General features: G+C 67.4%; 7 protein-coding genes. All 7 read right to left on the reverse strand.

Annotation, left to right across the window (positions count from 1 at the left end; all coding sequences use genetic code 11):
• Window positions 1–271: 271 nt before the first annotated feature.
• On the reverse strand, window positions 272–1,093 hold the full coding sequence (locus tag WBV89_RS09840; RefSeq protein ID WP_423981163.1) for an XdhC family protein: 822 nt from the start codon (window positions 1,091–1,093) through the stop codon (window positions 272–274).
• Window positions 1,090–1,407: an XdhC family protein gene (locus WBV89_RS09845; protein ID WP_423981164.1), complete on the reverse strand. Its 318-nt coding sequence runs from the start codon at window positions 1,405–1,407 to the stop codon at window positions 1,090–1,092. Before WBV89_RS09845 ends, WBV89_RS09840 begins: the two co-directional genes overlap by 4 nt.
• Before the next feature lie 90 nt (window positions 1,408–1,497).
• Entirely contained in the window at window positions 1,498–2,652 is a 1,155-nt protein-coding gene (locus tag WBV89_RS09850; RefSeq protein ID WP_423981165.1) for a vWA domain-containing protein, read from the reverse strand.
• Window positions 2,649–3,557 carry an AAA family ATPase gene (locus tag WBV89_RS09855; protein ID WP_423981166.1) on the reverse strand — a complete coding sequence of 303 codons (909 nt, stop codon included), beginning with the start codon at window positions 3,555–3,557 and terminating at the stop codon, window positions 2,649–2,651. The genes WBV89_RS09850 and WBV89_RS09855 overlap by 4 nt, the downstream gene beginning before the upstream one ends.
• Before the next feature lie 112 nt (window positions 3,558–3,669).
• Window positions 3,670–4,146 carry an FtsB family cell division protein gene (locus tag WBV89_RS09860; protein WP_423981167.1) on the reverse strand — a complete coding sequence of 159 codons (477 nt, stop codon included), beginning with the start codon at window positions 4,144–4,146 and terminating at the stop codon, window positions 3,670–3,672.
• A 174-nt stretch (window positions 4,147–4,320) separates the two neighbouring features.
• A complete protein-coding gene (eno, locus tag WBV89_RS09865; protein WP_423981168.1) occupies window positions 4,321–5,601 on the reverse strand; it encodes a phosphopyruvate hydratase in 1,281 nt (426 codons plus the stop codon).
• On the reverse strand, window positions 5,594–6,308 hold a 715-nt coding region (locus WBV89_RS09870), incomplete at its 5' end, for a DUF4032 domain-containing protein (RefSeq protein WP_423981169.1). The genes WBV89_RS09870 and eno, both read right to left, overlap by 8 nt.

Below are 6,308 nucleotides of genomic sequence, written 5' to 3' on the forward strand. Positions count from 1 at the left end.
CCCCGGCCCCGCCCGCCGCAAGCCCCGGCCCCTGTCAAAATTTCGGGGCATCGTGACGCCACCCGCCACGATCTCTCAGAGATTCGTTTGCTCGCCGGTCCGACTCCGAAATTTTTCGAGGCATTCCGACGCTGGCCGTCACGATCTGGCGAAATTTCGGATGCTCGTCGGATGCTCGTCGGATGCTCGTCGGATGCTCGGCTCCGGGTGAGTGGCTCCGAGCGGGTGGGTCCGGATCGTTCGTGCGGGTGCCCGGGATCGAGGGGATCGGTCAGGAGTGGATCGGGCCGCTGGCGTCGCGGAGGCTCGGGACGCCTTTGCCGGTCCGCCGGGCGATGATCTCGGCACAGATGCTGACCGCGGTCTCCTCGGGTGTGCGGGCGCCCAGATCGAGACCGATCGGCGACATCAGGCGGGCCAGACCGGCTTCGTCGACACCGACGTCGGCGAGGCGCTCCATCCGTTTCGCGTGGGTCGTGCGACTCCCCATCACCCCGATGTAGCCGGCCCGCGTGGCGAGGGCACCCTGCACGGCGGGAACGTCGAACTTCGGATCATGCGTGAGGATGCACACGGCGTCTCGCGGCCCGAGGTCGGCCCCCAGCTCCTCGAAGATGGGGGTCGGCCACGTGACGCGCACGGCGTCGGCCATCGGGAATCGGCGCTTGGTCGCGAAGACCTCACGAGCGTCGCACACGGTGACCCGGTAGCCGAGCACCTTCGCGACGCGTGCCAGCGCGGCGGTGAAGTCGACCGCCCCGAAGATCCACATCTGGGGAGCGGGAGCGTGGGACTCGACGAAGACGCGAATCGTCGTCTGGTCGATGAGGTCCTCGGGTGTCGTCTGGCCCTCGGGTCCGTAGCTGCGCACACCGGATCTCGCCGCTTCGAGTTCGGCGCGCGCGTCGCGCGCGACCACTCGGTCGAGATCGGGGTGGCCCAGCGTGCCCAGCGGGTCGGCACCGTCGGTGGTGACGAGCAGTTTCGCACCGACGTGTTCGCCTTCGATGACGGTCACGAGGGCGACCGGGCTCTCGTCGGCGAGCAGTCGGGCGTAGTGATCGAACAACGGGGTGTCGGGGGCGTTGCTCACCATGCCAGTTCCTCGATGAACAGGTGGATCGTTCCGCCACACGTGAGTCCGACCGCGAACGCCTCGTCGTCGGAGTAGCCGAACGTGACGACCCGCGCCGTGCTCGTTCCGTCGAGGATCGACAATGCCTCGCCGACGACCGCGCCTTCCACGCACCCGCCGCTGACGCTTCCCGCGACCTCGCCCGACTCGGTCACGGCCATCGCTGCGCCCGGAAGGCGCGGGCCCGAGCCCTCGATGTCGACGACGCGCGCAACAGCGATTCGTTCGCCGTCGCGGCGCCACCGCTCGATGTCGGCAAGCAGGTCCTTCATGTTGTCGTCCTCCTCGTCGGAGCGGTCGTGGATGCGGGTGTGATGCGGGTCGTGCGGTGGTGGTGCGGTGGTGGTGCGGTGTCGTCGTGTCTACTCGCTGATCACGCGAGTCAATTCTTCCATCGCGGCGACGGAATGCCCCTCGACGAACGCGTCGATGTGGGGAAGTGCCGCCGCCATCCCGCGTGCGAGTGGGGCGTAGCCGGGCGTCACCTTGAGCGGATTGACCCACACCAGCCTGTGCGTGACGCGATGGAGTCGTTCCATCTGTTCGGCCAGGGTCTCGGGATCGCCGCGGTCCCAGCCGTCGGAGAGGATGACGACGATCGAGTTGCGGGCGAGACCGCGTACTCCCCATTCGTCGTTGAAGTGACGCAAGCCGTCTCCGAGTCGGGTCCCACCGCTCCAGTCGACGACCCGCCCGGTCGCAGCCGAGAGTGCGACATCGGGGTCGCGGCTCTGGAGTTCACGGGTGAGCCGGGTGAGTCGCGTGCCGAGTGCGAACGCCTCGACCTTCTGTCGGCCTGCGACTGCGGCGTGTACGAAGCGCAGGAGGGCACGTGCATACGGCTCCATCGATCCGCTCACGTCGAGCAGGATGACGAGTCGACGCAGGCGTGTCGACGGAGCGCGGTGGTGACGTTCGATCGGTTCGCCGCCGGTGCGCAGCGCCGCCTGCATGGTGCGCCGAATGTCGGGGCGGGTCGTCGCTCGGCGCGTGGTCTCGAGACGCAGTGAGGAGCGCGGTGACCCGACCAACCGCAGCCGGGACATCAGTTCGTGGGCCTGCACCAGCTCGTCGGCGCTGTACTGGGCGAAATCCTTGTTGCGCAGGACCTCGTTCGCCGAGAAGCGGAGCTCGATCGTCGGATCGTCGTTCGGTTCGCCTGCGTCATCGTCGCTCGGATTGTCGTCGTCATCGTCGACGGCGATCGTGATCGACAGTTGCTCCTCGTCGTCCGGGTCGACGTGTGCGTCGCGACGGTCGAAGAAGACCGCGAATGCCCGGTCGTAGACGTCGATGTCCTCCGGGTTTCGTGCCAAGGTCGCCCGACCAGACCAATAGACGCCGGCGCGATCATCGAGCCCGACCGCGCAGAGAGCCTCGGCGAACGTGTGCGTCGAGCTCGTCGGAACCCGCAATCCTGCACCGCGCAGGACGCGGGTGAAGGCGACCGCGATCCGCGCCGGGTCGCCGTGACGGGGGACGGCCCGTTCGTCGGCCGACGGCGGGGCCCAGCTCACCCGTGCAGGAGCCCCTTCTCGAAGGCCTGCTTGACGATCGCTCCGACTCCGTGCTGGTCGAGCCGCTGATGGTCCTCGCGGTACTTGAGCACCGTGCCGAGCGTGTTGACCACCAGCTGTTCGTCGAGCTTCGTCGCCCCGAGACGTCCCAGGGCGTTTGCCCAGTCGATCGTCTCGGCGACCCCGGGGGGCTTGTACAGGTTGAGTTCGCGCAGCGCCTCGACGGCTGCGGCGACCTGGCGCGCAAGCCCCTCGTCGACTCCCGGCACCCGGAGACGCACGATCGCCACCTCGCGTTCGAAGCCGGGATGTTCGACCCAGTGGTAGAGGCAGCGACGCTTCAGCGCGTCGTGGACATCACGGGTTCGATTGGACGTGAGCACGACCAACGGTGGCCGTTCGGCGCGGAACACGCCGATCTCGGGCACGGTCACCTGGAAATCGGACAGGATCTCGAGGAGATAGGCCTCGAACTCGTCGTCGGCTCGGTCGATCTCGTCGATGAGCAGGACCGGCGGCGGACCTTCGATCGGCTCGATCGCACGCAGCAGGGCCCGCTTCACCATGAACCGTTCGCCGTAGAGCTGCGTCTCGAGGTCGTCCGATGACATCGTCTGCGCCTCGCCCGTCGCTTCGGCGGCGCGCAGGTGCAGCAGCTGGCGGGCGTAGTCCCAGTCGTACACGGCCTGGGCGACGTCGATTCCCTCGTAGCACTGGAGCCGGATCAGTTGCCCGCCTGTCGCGGCGCTCAGCGCCTTCGCGAGCTCGGTCTTGCCGACGCCGGCCTCTCCTTCGAGCAGGAGGGGGCGCTGGAGGGTCATCGCCAGGAAGACCGACGTCGAGATCCCCTCGTCGGGCAGGTAGCCCTGCTCGGACAGTGCGGTGCTGACATCGCTCGGAGTCACCTCCGGGAGGGTACCGTCCGGTGCTCGGTCCCGGAATACCTCGGTTGGACCTCCGCTGGGCACGGTGTCTCGTCGGCGGTGTCGGAATCGATCGTCCCGAGGTCGCGAGCGGTCAGGACTCGGTGGAGCGGACCGTCATGATCTGCGTGACCACGTTGTACGGCCAACCGGCCGGCAGCAAGGTCGGCAGCGGGGGAAGCGGCAGCACGGTGGCTCGATTCTCACCGATTTCGACGAAGCCGTAATCCTCACGTGCAGCTTCACGGATCCCGTCCGGGGTCTCGAGCCGGATGGTCTCCGCCTCGAGTTCGTTGTTCACCCGCTGCAGCTCGTCGAGCTGTGCTTGGCGTTGGTCGAGGTCGACGCCTTGGCTGCGCCACGTTCCGACCGGCAACACGAACACCGCGATCGCGATGAATGCGAGGATCCCGAGTGCGAACAATCCGGTGAACAGCGCCACCCGCGGTCGCTGGGAGATCCGCTTCTCGACCGGGATCGGTCGGGTGAAGTCACCGAGGCGCGAACGCCCGACGTCGGCGGCCGGCGCCTCGACCGGGCGCGGGATCGACGTCGTCTTCGAGCGGGGCACCGCACCATTGTGGCAGTGCCGTGACCGGTTCGGTGGTCATCTTGCGATTCGACCTGTGGTCGAGGTCGAGATCGGACCGGGAATCGGGCCGAAATGCTGCGGATGGTGGTCGAAGCCCTCCTCACCGTGCGATCGAGCGCCCAGCGGGATCGGATCCGGCCGGGCCGGACCGGTTCAGCGGATCGGTGCGAGTGCCGAACGGCCGCGGTACTCGGCGGTGTCACCGAGCATCGACTCGATCCGCAGCAGCTGGTTGTACTTGGCGACCCGGTCGGATCGGGCCGGTGCCCCGGTCTTGATCTGACCGCAGTTGGTCGCGACGGCGAGATCGGCGATCGTGGAGTCCTCGGTCTCGCCGGAGCGATGACTCATGACGGACGTGTATGCGTGGCGCGTCGCGAGGTCCACCGTGTTGAGCGTCTCGGTCAGCGAGCCGATCTGGTTCACCTTGATGAGGATCGAGTTGGCCACCGACTTCTCGATCCCGGTGCGGAGACGATCGACGTTCGTGACGAACAGGTCGTCACCGACGAGTTGGACCCGGTCGCCGACGGCAGCGGTGAGCGTGGCCCATCCGTCCCAGTCGTCCTCGTCCATGGCATCCTCGATCGACACGATCGGGTAGGTGTCGACGAGGCGGGTCCAGTAGGCCGACATCTCACTCGGCGTCAGCACCTTGCCCTCACCCTTGAGCTGGTAGGCCCCGTCCTCGAAGATCTCGGACACGGCGGGGTCGAGCGCGATCGCGATGTCGTCGCCGGGGGTGAACCCCGCTCGCTCGATCGCCTCGATGAGCACGGTGATCGCCTCCTCGTTCGAGTCGAGGTTCGGCGCGAATCCGCCCTCGTCGCCGACGGCGGTCGACAGGCCACGATCGGCGATCACGCTCTTGAGGACGTGATACGTCTCGGTGCCCCAGCGCAGGGCTTCGGAGAAGCTCGGCGCCCCGACCGGCATGACCATGAACTCCTGGAAGTCGATCGAGTTGTCGGCGTGGACCCCGCCGTTGATCACGTTCATCATCGGCACCGGCAGGACGTGAGCGTTCGGGCCGCCGATGTACTGGTACAGCGGCATGTCGAGTTCGATCGCGGCAGCCTTTGCGATCGCGAGGCTGGTGCCGAGGATGGCGTTCGCCCCGAGCCTGGCCTTGTTGTCCGTGCCGTCGAGGTCGATCATCACCTGGTCGACGAGACGCTGGTCGAGCGCGTCGTAGCCGATCAACTCGTCGGCGATCTCGTCGTTGACGAATCCGACGGCGGTCAGGACGCCCTTGCCGCCGTAGCGCTCGCCACCGTCGCGCAGTTCGACCGCTTCGTGGACGCCGGTGGAGGCCCCGGACGGGACGGCTGCTCGGCTCTCGGCGCCGGAGTCGAGGATGACCTCGACTTCGACGGTCGGGTTTCCCCGGCTGTCCAGGATCTCGCGTCCGGTGATGCCGATGATCTCACTCATATCCGAGGAACGTATCCGATCCAGCAGGCGAAGAATTCGATTCCTCGAGCGCAATCGTGACTTCGTCGGGTGCCGAGGCCAACACGTTGTCGATGTAGGAGACCAGCGCTTCCTCGAGTGTCACGTCGGCGCCCGAGGTCTCCGACAGGAACCACCGGTGTTCGAGCAGTTGATGATAGATCTCGGCGGGTTCGAGCTTCGAGAACAGTTTGGGTGGGATCTGCGCGATCAGCGGTTCGAAGCGGTCGTCGAGCCACCGCACGGCGATGACGTTCGCGGGCAGGCTCCGCACGGGCGCACCTCCGTACCCGGTCGTCTCGCCCGCGTCGATGCGTGCCTGGCGGTCCTGGTTGAGGGCCTGGCCGAAGGAGCGGATGTCCCCGAGCAGCCGGCGGGCCTGGTTCTCGGTCGTGTCGAGGCCCGTGAGGGCGCGGAGACGTTCGGCGTGGAAACCGTGCTCGACGACGCGAGGGATGTATCGCAGATGGCCCTCGCCGGCGTCGTCGACGATGTCCATCTCCTCGACGTCGAAGCCGAGATCGTGCAGGCGTCGTAGGCGTTGGTCGATCGTGTGCGTGTCGCCGGGCGCGAAGTCCTGCGAGGCGGTCAGCTCCTCCCAGAGGCTCTGGTACCGATCGCTGATCTGGAGTGCGACCTCCATCGGGTCGATGTCCTCGCGCAGCCGACCGCCGGCCTGCAGATCGAGC

Source organism: Ilumatobacter sp. (genome assembly GCF_049588435.1).
GTDB lineage: Bacteria > Actinomycetota > Acidimicrobiia > Acidimicrobiales > Ilumatobacteraceae > Ilumatobacter_A.

Bases quoted from the DNA above. Each gene is read 5' to 3' on its own strand.
- eno (WP_423981168.1), bottom strand. From the start codon at position 5,601: ATGAGTGAGATCATCGGCATCACCGGACGCGAGATCCTGGACAGCCGG.
- WBV89_RS09845 (WP_423981164.1), bottom strand. From the start codon at position 1,407: ATGAAGGACCTGCTTGCCGACATCGAGCGGTGGCGCCGCGACGGCGAA.